Genomic DNA, 14427 nt, shown 5'->3' with positions numbered 1-14427 from the left:
AGCAACTATGACGGCACCCTCAGCGAACCGGGAGTGCTGCCGGCTCGCATCCCGAACTTGCTCATAAATGGGGCCAGCGGCATTGCAGTGGGCATGGCCACCAATATCCCGCCGCACAACCTTACCGAAGTATGCCAGGCGCTCATCCATCTCATTGACAACGACGAAGCAGACACTGCCGAGATCATGTCTCATATTAAGGGACCTGATTTTCCCACTGGCGGTCAGATCATTCTGGCAGCGGATGAACTGGTGGAGATCTATCGGCGCGGCAAAGGGGGCATAAAAGTACGTGGTCAATTCGAGGTAGAGACTCTGAAGCGGGGCAGAAAACAGCTGATAATAACTTCCATCCCCTACTCGGTGAACAAGGCCAAACTGGTAGAGAAAATTGCGGCTCTCATCGCCAGCCGACGCCTGCCCATGGTGGTGGATGTCAAAGATGAGAGTACTGAGAATGTTCGCATTGTCCTGGAATTGAAAAACGGCAGGGCAGATCCTGCCAAAGTGATGGCATATCTTTTCAAGCACACTGAAATGGAAATCAATTACCCCCTGAACTTCACCTGCCTCACTCCTGGGGCTGTGCCGGAGCGCTTGTCGATCAAAGAAATCCTCAATCACTACCTTGATTTTCGCAAAGAGGTGGTGGTCAGAAAGCTGCGATTCGAACAGGCCAATCTGGAGAAGCGCATCCACATTCTTCATGGGTTCAGCCGCATATTCGTTGACCTGGATGCAGCCATTGCCATCATCCGGGTGGCAAGAGACCGCGCCGAGGCCCATGAGAATCTCAAGGCGCGCTTTGACCTGGATGACGAGCAGGCAAAGGCCATCTTGGAACTGCGTCTCCATTCTCTGGTGCGGCTGGAGATCAGCAAGATCGAGGAGGAACTGCGACAACGAGAAAAGAGGCTGCGCCAGATCAAAGCTATTCTGGGCAGCGGCGTAAAGATCTGGCAGGCGGTGCGCCGGGAGATAACAGCAATCAAGAAAATCTATGGCGATGCGCGCCGCACTGCGGTCATAGCCTCTGCAGCCGAATACACTTACGACAAAGAAGATTTTGTGGTGCACGAAGATGTCTTTGTGGTGGTGACCCGCAACGGTTGGCTCAAGCGAGTAAAGACCTTCGATGTGCGAACGCAACTCCTCAAGGAAGGGGACGAGATCCTGGCAGTAATAGGCACCAATACCAGCAACACGGTGGCCTTTTTTTCCAATTTTGGCCAGGTATATGTGAGCCGGGTCTATGATCTGCACGTCTCAGGGAAGGGCTATGGGGATCCCATCCAGACTGTCTTCACTTTTCAAGACCAGGAAAGACTGGTGGCTGCTCTTCCTGGAGAGGTGAACGGCCCTGCAGCCGCAGCAACAGCACTGCAGGAAAAGAGACCTGTGACTGCAGACCAGTACGGTCAGCTCACCTTTCTTGCCGACAACCTGGAGAATAAAGCGGCCGCCAGGGAACAGAGCGCCCATCAATGCCTGGTGGTCACCCGACAGGGCAGAGGCTTCAGATTCGACCGCAGCAGTCTGAAGGAAACAACCACTCGAAAAGGACGCTCTTATGCCCGGCTGGCTCCAGGAGATGAGGTCCTGGGGGTGTGCCCGCTGAATGGCTCCCTACTGGCTCTGGCCACCAGCCGCAGGCTTCTCATCATCCGGATGGCAGAGGTTAAGGCACTGGCCGGGGTGGGAAGAGGAGTGCGCTTGATGCAGCCGGAGCCTCCCGGGATACTCTTTTTTTGTCCAATGAATGCAGATGACGTCTTGCTGGTGGAAAATTCCAAGGGCACAGTAAGGGAACTGCAGGCGGCCCAACTGCCTATCCACAAGAGAGGCGCCAAAGGAAAGCTTGTTCGGGGAGGCATCGTCCGAATCAGTCTCAAGTCAGAGGAAGCAACTGGCAACCACTAGCCGGTGCCACAGCGGACAACAGCAGCCCGTGTTCTGGCAGTCAGGCGACAAGCCGTCTGCGGAGACGAAATGGCAGACAGTTATACAGGCAGGGACATTCAGGTTCTCAAAGGATTGGCGCCGGTACGCCTCCGACCAGGGATGTTCATCGGCAACACCTCCAGCACCGGCCTGCATCATCTGTTTACCGAGGCCCTGGACAATGCGGTGGATGAAGCCTTGAACGGCTATTGCACCAGAATCCACATCACCATAGGTACAGACAACACTATCACGGTAACCGACAACGGTCGTGGCATTCCAGTAGACAAACACCCTCAATCCCGCAAGAATACTCTAGAGACTATCATGACTTCCCTCCACTCCGGAGGCAAGTTCTCCACCAAGAGCTACAAGGTTTCTGGAGGTCTCCATGGCGTTGGCATATCGGTGGTCAACGCCCTCAGTGAGTTCATGCGGGTGATTTCCCGAAGAGATGGCACCATATGGCAGCAGGAATTCTCAAGAGGAAAACGCAAGAGCAAGCTGTTGAATCTGGGGCCCACCAAAGAGCGGGGCACCACCATCATGTTTCGCCCGGATCCTGATATCTTCAAAGACATCAGGTTTGACCCGCATATCATAAAAGAACAGGCTAAAGCCAAGGCCTTTCTCACCCGAGGGCTGGCCGTAATCGTGGAGGACCAGGTCGGAGACAGCACCGAACGCTTCTTCTTCGAAGAGGGCATCAAAAACTACCTCAGTGACCTGGTGGCCAACAAAGAAATCATTACAGAGGAGCCATTTTATATCAACTACGAAAATGATCTGCGCTTGGAGCTGGCCCTGTGGTGGACCATGTCCTCAGAGCGAACCATCTATTCCTATGCCAATTCTGTCTATACCAGTGGCGGAGGCTCCCACGAAAACGGCTTTCGCCATGGCATCGTCCGGGCGCTGCGAGAGTACATGGCCCGCAAGAACAGTCTGGCCAGAAAAGTAAAGACAGTAACTGCCGAAGATGTGCGCGAGGGGCTGGTGGCGGTATTGTCCGTGTTCGTTTCTGGGAATCTAGAGTTTCAGGGGCAGACCAAGGAACGCCTCAACTCGGATATTCAACCCCAGGTAGAATCTGTGGTAAAGGATGCCTTCGAGAACTATCTTTTTCACAATGGTTCGGCGGCTGAAGCCATAGTGGACAGGGTGCTGCTGGCAGCCCAGGCCCGGGAAGCCTCCCGACAGGCCCGCAAGAGCGTCCGACGAAAGCGCAGCAGCAAACGTCTCACCCTTCCTGGCAAGCTGGCAGACTGCACCTCCAATCGCCTGGAGGAAAACGAGCTCTTCATTGTCGAGGGAGATTCAGCAGGAGGTTCGAGCAAGCAGGCCAGGGATCGCCGTTTTCAGGCAGTGTTGCCCTTGCGCGGCAAGATTCTCAACGTGGAGCAGGCCAGTGCCGAGCGCATCAGGAAGAATCGGGAGATCCAGGATCTCATCCAGTGCATCGGCACCGGCGCTGGCAACCAGTTTGACTACCGAGGGCTGCGTTACGGCAAAATTTTTATCAACTGCGACGCCGACGTGGACGGCTTTCACATCTCTACCCTGCTGCTCACCTTTTTCTTCAGGTACATGCCCGAACTCATAGAAAAAGGCCATATCTTTCTCGCCCAACCCCCTCTCTACCGCATTCAGGCCAGAGACGGCAAGAAGCGCTCGGTGCACTATGTCTACCTGGAGGAAGAAAAGGAGGAGCTGCTGGCAAAACTGTCTGCCAGGAAGGTCTCAATTCAACGATTCAAAGGCCTGGGCGAAATGAACGCTGCCGAGCTCAAAGAAACAACCATGGACCCACAAAAGAGGAGAGCTCTGCAAGTAACCATAGAGGATGCTGAGAGAACCAACGAGACCTTTGAAACTCTCATGGGTCGGGAACCGGCCAAACGCTATGCCTTTATTCAGGAAAACGCCACCTTTGTTCGCGACATAGACGCCTAGGCAGGACTTCGCCCTCTTTGCTCACTCTCTTGCCAGCAGAGCCACCACCTCGATGTGCGCCGTGTGCGGAAAGAGGTCCACTGGCTGAATGTGATGCAGGCGGTATTGCTCCTGGAGAAGCTTCAGGTCGCGAGCCAGGGTAGCAGGATTGCAGGAGACGTAGACGATACGCGGCGGGCCCAGCTCCAGGAGACCCCTGACAACCTTGGGGTGCATGCCGGCTCGTGGAGGGTCGGTCACCACCACCTCGGGCACTGAGGAATGGCCAGACCAGGTGGCGGTCTGCTGAAACAGGGCTCGCATATCTCCCACCACAAATTCACAGTTCGTCAAATTGTTGAGTCTGGCGTTGGCGCAAGCATCGACAACCGCTTGCGGCACTATCTCGAAACCAACTACTTTTCCAGCTCTCGAGGCCAGGTGCAGGGTGAGGGCACCGGTGCCGCAGTAGAGATCCCAGACCTCTTCTACGCCGCTCAGACCAGCAGCCTCCAGCACCTCTTGCACCAGGATTTCTGCACCCGAGGTATTGGTTTGAAAGAAAGCTCCGGGTGAAATGCGAAAACAGAGGCTGCCAAGTCTTTCCTCCAGGTAGCCGGGGCCGCACAGCACCAGCCGACTGTCAGCGCTGGCTATTTGCGCCTTTTTGGCGCTCACACCGTGAACTATTGTGGCCACGGCAGGCAGGCGGCGCTGCAGCATGGCAGCGAGTTGGGCTAGCAGCTTCGGGCCACTTCGATGGGGCGCTGTGATGATCTCAACCATCATAGTGTCGCTGTATCTACTGTGCCGCACCACCAGGAATCGCCAGAACCCTGTGTGGTCGCGGCTGTTGTAGGGTGGCAGCCCCGATGTCCGGGCGAATTGCCGCACCACAGCCAGAATTTCAGCAGTGTCGGCATGTTGCAGGTGGCATTCTTCCAGGTCCAGCACCCTGTTGAAGCGCCCCCGCACATGGAGGCCAAGGGCAAAATTGCGGGGCTTGGGCAAATGTTCCAGCTTGAGCTCTCCAGGTTCGAGCCACCGCTCGTCTCCAAAAGAAAACTCCATTTTGTTGCGATAATAGTAGACCTGGGGAGAAGGTCTTACCGGGCGAACCAAATGCTCTGCAAGGCCTCCAATATGGGCGAGACAGTCGAAGACCAGCTGCCGCTTGATATCCAGCTGTCTAGCATAAGGAACATTTTGCCAGAGGCAACCGCCGCAAGAACCAAAATGACTGCACCGGGGCAAAATAGCATAATCGGACTCTTCCAGGACCGACAGTACTCTGGCCTCGGCATAGGCCTTCTTCTTGCGGATGATTCTGGCTAGAACGCGCTGGCCGGGAATAGCATGCTGCACAAAAACCACAAAGCCATTCAGGCGAGCCACCCCTTTGCCCCCAAAAGAAGCCTTTTCGATAAGCAGCTCGACATCCGCCCCTTTCTTCAGTACCACCATAACAGCCTCTGCAAGTCTACAATCCACCAGAATGAGCAACAATAACCATACCTCCAACAGAAGATACTGGCAAGCAAGGACCTGTCCAGGCCTCGAAGAATCAGGCAGTCGCCGTGGCCAAAGGCAGCAAAGCAAGGCACATTGTGGCCACATCCTTTGTCAACTGCCGAGGTAGATGAACTTTGCCTGCCGTAAGCTACTCGGGGGAAAAAGGGTTTGCCTTTCTTGCGGCAACAGGGTATATTTTAATTAATTAGATGTACCGTTCCACCTCACATCATTTTATAGGGATGGTCAACATTAGACAGAACAAAGCCATCTCCCCAACCTCACGCCCCCCAGTGTGCCAAATAGCTGTGCGTGCCCAATTTGTGTGGTCCTTGGAGTCCAACCTTATCCGGAGCCTTGGATCCCTTTCGCAAGGAGGCCTTCATGACAGCACCCAGAGATAGCCGTTGTCGCTTTAGGGAGTGTTACAATTGTAAACACAGACTTGACAGGAATGATAGCGGTGAGTCAAATCACAGGTGTGCTCTCGCCTTAGACGGCACTATCAGAGTGTCTGAATGTGGTGGCTTGAGATATTACCGGCCGACAACCAAGGCCCAGCGTAGAGAACAACGGCAGCGACTCATGAGTCTGCTGGTGGGCCAGGCCTGAAGCCGCTTGCCTCCGTTTCCCAGTCAGACATGCCATAGCCGCCAGTGGCATGAAGACAATTGCCCACTTCCTGCCGAGAGGCTCGCGGGGGGCTGAATGCATGCAGATTGCTGGCGACCGCAGGAGCACTATTGCCTGGCAACTAGTCTTCTTGCTGGTTTTCGGCAAACTCACTCCTTATCTTCTCCAGGTCTTCAGGAGTTGTGCTTTCGTCCAGGTTCATGAGATCTCCCTCTACAGATTGAATCACTCCCTCTTCGAACATCCTAACCCAAAACATGGCACTTTCCCGGTTAGGCTGGCGAACGTGGATTCCTCCGGTGAGCTCCTCAGACACTGAAGCGGATTCTCCTGGATCCTGGACAAAGACGTCGCCTCCGAAAATCTTGCGCAGGTGCTGCAGGGCCCTGCGGCCAGTGCCCTTTCTCTTTTCACCGAGAACTTCCAGATGGAACAGGGTGAGTTGTTTGATGCCGCGCTCATCCAACCACAAACTGAGTCTGCCCTGAAATTCACCTGGCTTTTCAAAGTGAAGAACTTCCATGGGACCATAGCCCTTGAGAATGGTCAGCAGCTCTTTGATGCTCCGCTCCCTGTCGGCACCGGACCAAATGATATTTTTCCAGACGACCTGCGCCACCATCGAACCTCTCGTCTCAGATTGGGGCAAATGAAGCATAGGCGGAAAAACGGCGGACTTCGAGATAATAATAACTTTCACGTGAAGGCATCATAAACGATATTCAGCCAAATTGGAATAGGAAATATTATCACTGGCTGCATCTGCAATCTCTCCGGCACCTACTTCACCGTAGACCCTTCCTTCTGCAGCTGCCAAAAAACACTGCTTTTGCTGCAAAGACTTTCCGCTTGACAGGCTCTTTCAGCAATAAATATTATCCGGAGGGAATCCATGCTGCTCCCTTGGATCGGCAGCTTGTGCTGGCCTTACTTGCAAGACTAGCGGCCCTGAGAAAGGATGTTCTCCTCAGCAGCATGCCGCCTGCAGGTAGACGGTGCCCCTGCCGCCATAGCGAGGGGTAGCCTCAGCAGAAGCTGCAAGAAACTCGTTCAGGAGGCTGACAAGTCCATGGCAGAACAAATCTTGTTGGTGGAAGACAGAGCCGCTGTCCGTATCCTGACCCTCAATCGGCCGCAGGTGCGCAATGCGCTCAATTTGCAGCTGCTCGTTCAGCTTGAAAAGGCAGTGCACGAGACTTTCTTTTCGGATAATATACGAGTGCTGTTGATTACCGGCGCCGGCAGCAAGGCCTTTTGCGCCGGTGCAGATCTTAAGGAGCGTGCCTCCATGACCGAGAGCCAGGTGAGACGCTTCCTTTTCACCATCCGCAAGCTCTTGCAGGCTGTGGAAGAATTGCCGATTCCTGTGATTGCCGCCATAAATGGCACAGCCCTGGGAGGTGGAACAGAACTGGCGCTAGCCTGCGACCTGCGGCTGGCAGCGGCCAGTGCCACTCTGGGTCTCACAGAGACCCGCCTGGCCATCATTCCTGGAGCCGGCGGCACCCAGAGGCTGCCGCGCCTGGTGGGCGTGGCAGCTGCCAAAGAACTTATTTTCACTGGCAAAGTAATATCAGCTCGGGAAGCATACTCTTTGGGGCTTCTCAACCGGGTGGTTGAGCAGGAGTCACTCATGCAGACATGTTTAGAGCTGGCTGAAGAGATGTGCCAGGCTGGCCCTATTGCGCTGGCGCAGGCCAAGTTTGCCATCAACAAGGGGATGTCTGTCGACCTGCACAGCGGCCTGGCCATAGAAGCAAGCGCTTATGAGCGATGCATTCCCACTGAAGACCGCCTGGAAGGGCTGGCGGCTTTTGCAGAAAAGCGGCAACCGATCTACAGGGGAAGGTAGCTGGCAAATTATTGTCAACGACAAGGTCCCCTAGGTGAGACAAACAAATGCAAGAAAATAGAGAGCACTGGCTCAAACAGGAGGAGCTGCTAGAGGAGCGCGTTCAGCAAGCGATCAATCCTGGCGGCCAGCAGGCAATAGCCCGGCTGGCCAAGCAGGGCAAGCAGCCAGTAAGAGAGCTCATCAACGCCCTCATAGATCCCGGCAGTGAGTTTTTTGAGCTCAGTATTGTGGCAGGCTTTGGCATGAATTACCCCGGCGGCATCACAGACGTACCCTGCGGCGGCCTGGTTACCGGTCTGGGCAAGATTCACGGCAACTGGACCATGGTGATTGCCAATGACAGCAGGGTGAAAGCCGGCACTTATTTTCCCATCACTCTGAAAAAACATATGCGGGCCCAAGCCATTGCTGAGCAATGCGGCCTCAATTGTGTCTACATTGCTGATTCAGGTGGAGCCTTCCTGCCAATGCAGGCAGAAGTATTCCCTGATGACGGCCACTTTGGCTCCATGTTCTACAACATGGCGAGGATGTCGGCCCAGGGTCTGAAGCAGATAACACTCAGTACTGGTGGCAATACTGCCGGAGGGGCGTACATCGTCTTTATGGCAGACGAAGCAGTGATGCTCGAAGGTCTGGCCTATTCTTTCCTCGGCGGGCCGCCGCTGGTCAAAGCAGCCATCGGCCAGGAGATCGACGCCGAAGCTCTGGGTGGCGCCAGAATCCACACACAGGTCTCCGGCGGAGCCGATCACTGCTGCAAGAATCAGCTCGAAGGTATCTCTCGGGTAAGAGAGATATTGGCACTGGAACCGCCTCAGAAGCTGTACATGGCCAGGAGGGAAGAAATCCCGCCGGCGGTTGCCGAAGAGACCATCTACCAGCTCATGCCCACGGGCGTACATCAGGCGGTAAATGTGCGGCGTTTCATCGATTGCATTGTGGACGGCGGCAGCTTTGTGGAATACAAGCGAACATACGCTCCTGGCCGCGGCGATAACATTGTCACCGGGAAAAGCTGCATCAAAGGCATCCCGGTGGGCATTGTGGCAGCCAACAGTTCAGGAATCATATTTGTGGAAGCTGCCCGCAAGGCTACCGAGTTCATCATTCGCTGCGCTGTGGAAAAGATCTCCCTGCTTTTCATCCAGAATTCTCCCGGCTATATGGTGGGCTCTGAAGCGGAGCATGGAGGCATCGGCAAGTACGGCGCCGACATGGTGCGCGCTGTGTCCAATGCCAGGGTGCCCAGGATCCAGCTGGTGATAGGACCTGACAATGGCGCTGCCAATTATGGCATGTGTGGCCGAGCCTACAGACCCCATTTTCTCTTCTCAACCATGAGGGCCAGGACTTCGGTGATGTCAGGACGCTCTGCCGCCGAGGTTCTCTTGAGTCTGGAAAGAAGAAAACGACGGGCGCGAGGCCGGGAGATGACCGAGGCAGAAGCTGCCACTTTTCAGGCGGAGCTGCTGGCCAAGTACGAGATGGAGGCCCACCCATTTTACTGTGGGGCCAGACTCTTCAATGACCGTATACTTCGCTTCAAAGAAATCAGGTCGGCTCTGGCCCTGGCATTCGAGGTAAGTCTGCTCAAACCGATTCCGGAAAGCAGCTTCGGCAACTTCCGCTTTTGAGCAGTTCTGCCAGCTTCTGCCGGCCTGCTGGGTCTATCTGAACCATATCGAGTCGCCGGGGTGGGCAAGCTTGCTCCCCGACAGGACATGGGCTGCCAGACCTCGGCCCAGGCAGCCATTGGCACATGTCCATGGGTGTCTGCCCCTGTCTAGTGTATAGAACAGTTCATCAACTGAGGCCAAGGAGTGACAATGAACCTCCACTATCCGAAAAAGGTAACCTTAGGAGACATTACGGTACGCGACGGCCTGCAGCATGAGGAAAAGTTCATCCCCACCAGGGCCAAGCTGTGGCTTGCTGAACAGCTCATTCTTGCCGGCTTCAAGCGGATTGAAGTGACCAACTTTGGCAATCCAAAGAGAATGCCGCAATTTGCCGACGCAGACGAGCTCCTGCAGCTCCTCAGCAGCAGCAAGATCGTGGCTGATCGTTTGCAGGACGTGGAGATTACCGCCATCACCATACGTGAGCGTGCCGTTGAGCGAGCCATCGAGTGCCGGCGGCAGGGTTACGGTCCGGATCGGATCCTTTTTATGGTTTCCACCAGTGAGTCACATCACAAGGTCAATTCAGGACTTTCCCTGGAGGACTACTGGAGGATGGCCGAGCAGTACACCGCCAAGGCGCACGACAACGGCATGAAGGTATGCGGCACTGTGAGCACCATCTGGGGCTGTCCCATAGAAGGTCCCACAGACATGCGAAAGGCCCTGGATTTTACCAAGAGGTGGCTGGCAATTGGCGCAGACGACATAGAACATGCAGACCATGACGGTTCCGCCCCGCCAAACAGGGTCTACGACTATTTCAGCATGGTGCTGGATGCAATACCAGATCCCACCCTGCACGTGGCCCACTTCCACGTCACCAGGGGCTGGGGCTTGGCCAATGTGCTTGCCGCCCTGCAGGCGGGAGTGACGCACTTTGAAGGGACCCTGGGAGGAACCGGTGGTCAGCCCGCCAATTTTGTTGATGGTGTGCCTGTTGCCGGCACCGGCGCCTATTACACCAAAGATCCGAAAATTACCGGCCTGGTGTCTACGGAAGACATGGTGGTCATGATGGATGAGATGGGAATCGACACCGGCATAGACGTTGATCACCTGCTTGTCATAGGCCGGACCCTGGAGAAGATTCTCGGTCGGCAGCTGCGCTCAGAGTGTGTCCACACCGGGAGGATCCCCAAAGAACCCACAGGAATTCTCGATCATTGAGCAGCGCTGCCAGCCGCTCGGCCTTGCCCGCAGCAGCGCACCTCCCCGCGGCAGGGCCGAGCCCGCAGTTCAGGTGGTTTCAGCAAAGAGCACTGCAATGATGCGGGTGGGTGTGCTGCGGTGGCATTTGACCAGGTGGGGAGTGGAGGAATGATAATAAATGGAATCTCCTGGATAGAGCACATCGCGATGTTCACCGATGATCACTTCCATTTCCCCTTCCAGCACATAGAGAAACTCTTCTCCTTCATGCACCGATCCCGGGAGTTCCTCCTCGGTGGGGGCCAGTGTCACCAGGAAAGGCTCCATACTGCGGTCGCTCATCCCGGGGGTCAGAGAAAGATAGGAGTAGCCGTACCTGTCTTGTTGCTGAGCGGCCCGTCTGCTCACTGGCTTGCCTTCATGTTTGCGAGTGATGACAAAGGATTTCGGTTCACCATCAGTGAGCAGCTGCCCCATTTTCATGTGCATGGCTCTGGCCAATTTGACCAGAGTACCCAGAGGCGGTGCTATGGCATCTGCTTCCACATCCTGGAGAACTTTTTCTGCAAGACCGGTTCTGCGGCTCACCTCGGCAAGAGAAAGGCCCCTGAGATGCCGAAGCTTCCTGATCCGCTCCCCAATGCCTGTTGGTTCTTCTGGCTCGGGGGCATAGGCAGAAGTCTTGCTGATTCCCTCGAGGAATTCCTGTTCGTGCGGCTCCTGAGGATAGGAGGAGTGCGGTTTCTTGCCCTCATCAGAAGGAGGTCTCATGCCTGCTTTACCCATGAATGTGCTCCACCAGGCCAGAGGTTTTCATCAAATGAACACTTGGACAGCCGACGAACAGCTGCGGCAGATCACTAATGATAACGCGTTTAGCGTGTCGTTTGCAAAGGAAAAGTCGAAAGCGGGGATGGCCTGCCGTGGGATGGCACCGGCAAGATCTCCCCGGAAACCCTTCTGCTGCCGCAAAATTTCCATGGCTCTGACACCATTTTCCCCGGACAACAGTCTTGCTGTTGTTCATCCAGGCTTTTTGCCTGCAGATGATCTCAGGAGTTGACATGGACTTCACCGTCTCCACAGAACATGAAATCTTGCGAAGCACAGTCCGCAGCTTTGCTGAACGAGAAATACGCCCCAGGGCAATGGAGCTCGATGCCCGAGAAGAGTTTTCCGTAGAATTGACCCGGGCTATGGGTGAACTGGGGCTCTTCGGCATGGTTGTCCCGGAAACTTACGGCGGACAGGGTCTCGACTACCTGGGCTACATTATCGCCACCGAAGAGCTGGCCCGAGTTGACGGCTCGCAGGCAGCCACCGTGGCAGCTGCCAACTCTCTGGGCATCGGCCCCATTTATGAATTCGGCACTGAAGAGCAGAAGCGCAAATATCTCCCCAAGCTCTGCAGTGGCGAAGCCCTGTGGGGCTTCGGTCTCACGGAAGCAAATGCCGGCTCTGACGCTGGCAATACCCAAACCACTGCAGTTCTGGACGGCGACCACTGGGTGATCAACGGCAGCAAAATTTTTATCACCAATGCCTCCAGTGAGATTTCCCTCGGCACCACAATACTGGCGAAAACTGGTCTCAGGGAGGACGGCAAGAAAGAATTGAGCTGCATCCTGGTGGAGAATGGCACTGCCGGCTACGAAGCCCGAGAAATGAAGGGCAAGATGGTCTGGCGCGCCTCCAATACCAGCGAACTCTATTTCGACGACTGTCGAGTCCCCAGAGAAAATCTCCTGGGCAAGCAGGGAGAAGGCTTTCACCAGATGCTGCAGACTCTGGACCGCGGCAGGCTGGCTATCGCTGCCATGGGCCTCGGCGGCGCCCAGGGTTGCTACGAACGGTCCTTGAAGTATGCCAAAGAACGTATCCAGTTCAACCGCCCCATTGCCCAGTTTCAGGTAAACGCCTTCAAACTCGCTGATATGGCCACCGAGATCGAACTGGCCAGACTCCTTCTCTACAAAGCATGCTGGCTCAAGGACAGGGGCAAACCCTTCACCAGAGAGGCAGCCATGGCCAAACTGTTCTGTTCGGAGGTGATGGGCCGCTGCGCCAATCACGCCGTGCAGCTGCACGGCGGCTACGGCCTCATGAAGGACTTCGAGGTGGAACGCTTCTATCGGGACCAGAAGCTGCTGGAAATTGGCGAGGGCACCTCGGAGATTATGCGCCTGGTGATCGCCAGGCTGATTGGTGCTCTCTAGGCCGGCAAAACTCCTCAACCGCCCAGATATGCCTTTTTTACCTCGGGATCCGCCAGCAAGGAAGCCGAATCCCCCTGCATCACTAAGCGGCCGTTTTCCAGGACATACCCCCTGCGAGCAAACTGCAGGGCGAGTTGGGCGTTTTGCTCCACAAGAAGAATGGTGGTGCCGTCCTCCTGGTTGATTTCCTTGAGCGCTTCAAAGACGTGCAGCATCAGTAAAGGTGCCAGGCCCATGGACGGCTCGTCCAATAACATTACGTTGCGGCCGCTCATGAAAGCCCTGCCTATGGCCAGCATCTGCTGTTCGCCGCCGCTCAAGGTGCCGGCCTTTTGCAGCCTTCTCTCCTCCAACCGTGGAAAGATGGCAAAGACTCTCTCGAGATCTTGAAGTATTCGACGAGCGCCGTCTTTCCGGGAAAAAGTGGCCAGTTTGAGGTTTTCCAACACCGTCAGGTTGTCGAATACTCGTCTTCCTTCGGGCACATGAGAGATGCCAAACTTGCTCACCACTTTGTCGGCAGGGTGTTTCAACAGGTCTTCCCCGTTGTAGGTCAGCTTGCTGCCAGGCTCAACAGGAACCAGCCGCGATATTGCCCGCAGCGTGGTGCTCTTGCCGGCACCATTGGCGCCAATAATACAGACGATCTCCCCTTCTTGCAGGTCAAAATCTATGCCGTGCAGAGCCCGAATATTTCCATATGAGACCCGGAGGTTTTCGACCAGCAACATTACAAAACCATCTCCTTGCCCAGGTATGCTTCTATCACTTTGGGATTATTTTGAATTTCTTCAGGCTCACCCTCAGCGATCACTTCGCCGAACACCAGGGTCTGAATGATCTCGCAGAGTTCCATAACCATCTTGAGCCGATGCTCAATGAGAAAAATTGCCACTCCCAGCTCGTGATGTATGCGGCGAATGATTTCCATCATCTGGATGAGCTCTTCCGGATTCATGCCCGCTGTAGGTTCATCGAGAAAAAGAATCCGCGGTTCAATGGCCAGGGCCCTGGCCATTTCCACCCGCCGCTGATCACCATACGGCAGGTTGAGCACCCGCTGGTTGGCATGCTGGCTCACTCCCACTAGCTCAAGGAGGCTGTAAGCCTTTTCTTCAATTTCTGCCTCCTCCTGCTGTCTTCTGGCAGTGCCCAGAAAAGCACCCACAAGTCCATAGGAGATCTTCGAATATCTGGCCATTTTCACGTGCTCGAGCACTGTCATGTGCCGCCACAGCCTGAGGTTCTGAAAGGTCCTGCCTAGACCCATGGCGGCAATCTGATAGGGTTTGAGTCCCACGATTGATTTGCCGTCCAGGAGGATCTCTCCTTGAGTTGGTGTGTAAATGCCAGTGACCAGGTTGAAAATAGTGGTCTTGCCCGCACCGTTGGGACCGATGAGACCTCTGATTTGGCCCGGCTCCAGCTTGAGATGGTAGTTGTTCACCGCCCGCAGTCCGCCAAAGTCGTGGCTCATTTCTTTTATCTCAAGAAGTGCCATGTT

Annotated in this window: 12 protein-coding genes; 7 read left to right on the top strand and 5 right to left on the bottom strand. The window is 55.2% G+C overall.

Annotated features, from left to right (window positions below; translation table 11 throughout):
* Both JRI89_03580 and JRI89_03575 read left to right on the top strand, forming a co-directional pair.
* The coding region (locus JRI89_03580) for a DNA topoisomerase (GenBank protein MBW2070315.1) at nucleotides 1-1920 on the top strand (1920 nt) is incomplete at its 5' end.
* Between the two features lie 69 nt (nucleotides 1921-1989).
* Nucleotides 1990-3894 (top strand): type IIA DNA topoisomerase subunit B, encoded by a 1905-nt coding sequence (locus JRI89_03575; protein MBW2070314.1) that lies wholly within the window; start codon nucleotides 1990-1992, stop codon nucleotides 3892-3894.
* 21 nt (nucleotides 3895-3915) lie between these two features.
* Here JRI89_03575 and rlmD read toward each other — a convergent pair whose 3' ends face one another.
* A complete protein-coding gene (gene rlmD, locus JRI89_03570) occupies nucleotides 3916-5337 on the bottom strand; it encodes a 23S rRNA (uracil(1939)-C(5))-methyltransferase RlmD (protein MBW2070313.1) in 1422 nt (473 codons plus the stop codon).
* Nucleotides 5338-5769: 432 nt separating this feature from the next.
* Between rlmD and JRI89_03565 the strand changes: the two genes are divergently transcribed.
* The gene (locus tag JRI89_03565; protein MBW2070312.1) at nucleotides 5770-5997 is read left to right on the top strand and encodes a hypothetical protein; all 228 of its coding nucleotides are present in this window, start codon (nucleotides 5770-5772) and stop codon (nucleotides 5995-5997) included.
* Between the two features lie 142 nt (nucleotides 5998-6139).
* On the opposite strand, the gene JRI89_03560 is transcribed toward JRI89_03565, so the two are convergent.
* Nucleotides 6140-6640 (bottom strand): hypothetical protein, encoded by a 501-nt coding sequence (locus JRI89_03560; GenBank protein ID MBW2070311.1) that lies wholly within the window; start codon nucleotides 6638-6640, stop codon nucleotides 6140-6142.
* A gap of 447 nt (nucleotides 6641-7087) precedes the next feature.
* Here JRI89_03560 and JRI89_03555 point away from each other — a divergent pair, with 447 nt between their 5' ends.
* The 3 genes from JRI89_03555 to JRI89_03545 all read left to right on the top strand — a co-directional run bounded on the left by JRI89_03555 (nucleotide 7088) and on the right by JRI89_03545 (nucleotide 10725).
* Nucleotides 7088-7870: an enoyl-CoA hydratase/isomerase family protein gene (locus tag JRI89_03555; protein MBW2070310.1), complete on the top strand. Its 783-nt coding sequence runs from the start codon at nucleotides 7088-7090 to the stop codon at nucleotides 7868-7870.
* 47 nt (nucleotides 7871-7917) lie between these two features.
* A complete protein-coding gene (locus JRI89_03550) occupies nucleotides 7918-9510 on the top strand; it encodes a propionyl-CoA carboxylase (protein ID MBW2070309.1) in 1593 nt (530 codons plus the stop codon).
* Nucleotides 9511-9702: 192 nt separating this feature from the next.
* Nucleotides 9703-10725, top strand: a complete 1023-nt coding sequence (locus JRI89_03545) for a pyruvate carboxyltransferase (GenBank protein MBW2070308.1) — start codon at nucleotides 9703-9705, stop codon at nucleotides 10723-10725.
* 69 nt (nucleotides 10726-10794) lie between these two features.
* On the opposite strand, the gene JRI89_03540 is transcribed toward JRI89_03545, so the two are convergent.
* Nucleotides 10795-11493: a helix-turn-helix transcriptional regulator gene (locus JRI89_03540; GenBank protein MBW2070307.1), complete on the bottom strand. Its 699-nt coding sequence runs from the start codon at nucleotides 11491-11493 to the stop codon at nucleotides 10795-10797.
* Between the two features lie 278 nt (nucleotides 11494-11771).
* Between JRI89_03540 and JRI89_03535 the strand changes: the two genes are divergently transcribed.
* Complete coding sequence (locus JRI89_03535; protein MBW2070306.1) at nucleotides 11772-12923, top strand: acyl-CoA dehydrogenase family protein; 1152 nt, start codon at nucleotides 11772-11774, stop codon at nucleotides 12921-12923.
* A 14-nt stretch (nucleotides 12924-12937) separates the two neighbouring features.
* Here the strand turns inward: JRI89_03535 and JRI89_03530 are convergent, their stop codons facing one another.
* Both JRI89_03530 and JRI89_03525 read right to left on the bottom strand, forming a co-directional pair.
* The gene (locus JRI89_03530; GenBank protein ID MBW2070305.1) at nucleotides 12938-13654 is read right to left on the bottom strand and encodes an ABC transporter ATP-binding protein; all 717 of its coding nucleotides are present in this window, start codon (nucleotides 13652-13654) and stop codon (nucleotides 12938-12940) included.
* Nucleotides 13654-14424: an ABC transporter ATP-binding protein gene (locus tag JRI89_03525; protein ID MBW2070304.1), complete on the bottom strand. Its 771-nt coding sequence runs from the start codon at nucleotides 14422-14424 to the stop codon at nucleotides 13654-13656. Before JRI89_03525 ends, JRI89_03530 begins: the two co-directional genes overlap by 1 nt.
* Nucleotides 14425-14427 lie beyond the last annotated feature (3 nt).

It is taken from the genome of Deltaproteobacteria bacterium, from assembly GCA_019309045.1.
Taxonomy (GTDB): domain Bacteria; phylum Desulfobacterota; class Syntrophobacteria; order BM002; family BM002; genus JAFDGZ01.
Note: the sequence above shows the minus strand (reverse complement) of the source record. Positions and strands in the feature narration are given on the sequence as shown.